Origin of the sequence: Pseudozobellia thermophila (assembly GCF_900141855.1) — a bacterium.
Lineage (GTDB): Bacteria > Bacteroidota > Bacteroidia > Flavobacteriales > Flavobacteriaceae > Pseudozobellia > Pseudozobellia thermophila.
This window is the reverse complement of the sequence record NZ_FQYU01000033.1, coordinates 1-1131: the sequence shown is the minus strand read 5'-3', so window position 1 is coordinate 1131 and position 1131 is coordinate 1. Positions and strand designations below refer to the sequence as shown.

Genomic DNA, 1131 nt, shown 5'->3' with positions numbered 1-1131 from the left:
GTTATTTTAAAATAAAAAAGGTGGTTTAAGGCAAAAAGAAAATATTGATTAACTTTAGAGAACTGGACTATGGCTTTTCATAGGAGCCATTGTTGTACACCGTTTTTTATTCAGTTATTACTTTATTATCGTTTTTAAAAATCCAAACTCCTACAACTATTGTTAGTGAATATATAAAAACCCAAATTGTCTGTTCAGACCATCTTGTAATAAATCCGCTATCAACTATGAAAAATGTAATCCAAACTGATAGAAAGCTATAAATTGATAATATAATCTTCTCGTTTACGCTTGAGTATTTATTTTTCAAAAACCTTTTTATTAACCAAAATATTGCCATTGCAGGAATTGACGAAAGAAAGCCGACAATTATCATTACAAATATTATTTCGTAGGAATTTAATATGCTTGTAAAATTCGAATCATTTATAACAGCACCTAATATTAATGCTAATAATAGAGGCGAAACGATTACTGTAAATAACCAAATTTTGATAACATATCTCATATATTAATCAGCCGGTATTTTATACTTTCCATCTTTTAATTCCCAATTATTTTTCTTTTGGTCAAACACAAATCTCATATCAGGTACATATCCATTTGTTCCGCCACAATCTAATGTAAAATCCGCTTTTTTAAATTTCAGTCCACTGTTGAAATGAATTTTCCGCTTTCCAGTAACATTTACAATTCCAAAATTCACGTCAACTGTGTCAGTTCCGATTATTTTGTGAGTCAGACGCAAAATCCGAATTGTGTTTTTTTCTTTTATTGACAAGTCAATTAATTCCTCATTGGTCAAAAACTTGTATCGGTCAGATACGTTCAGTTTGGAGATCCGCTGTCCATTTTCGTTGAGTTCAATATATTTCCAACCGCTCGAAAGTAAAAGGTCAAATCTGCTATTTAATGCTCTGACATAAATACTGTCTAACTCACTTTTTTCAATCGTATTCAGTTTCGTTTCTTGTCCAAATGACAAAAATCCGATAAAGGTCAATATGATTGCAAATGCTTTTCTCAAATGGTGTACAACGGCCAGACGGCTATGGCGAGTTGCGAGGTATGCTTTGCATACCTTGGCAAGGGGTCGCCATTAGACGCACATTCGCTATAGCCGGTGATGTC

Annotated in this window: 2 protein-coding genes; both read right to left on the bottom strand. The window is 32.6% G+C overall.

The annotated features are described in order from the left end of the window. Positions 1-106: 106 nt before the first annotated feature. Positions 107-508 carry a hypothetical protein gene (locus BUB37_RS21250; RefSeq protein ID WP_139278180.1) on the bottom strand — a complete coding sequence of 134 codons (402 nt, stop codon included), beginning with the start codon at positions 506-508 and terminating at the stop codon, positions 107-109. 3 nt (positions 509-511) lie between these two features. Continuing rightward, entirely contained in the window at positions 512-1027 is a 516-nt protein-coding gene (locus tag BUB37_RS21245) for a hypothetical protein (RefSeq protein ID WP_072996089.1), read from the bottom strand. Positions 1028-1131 lie beyond the last annotated feature (104 nt).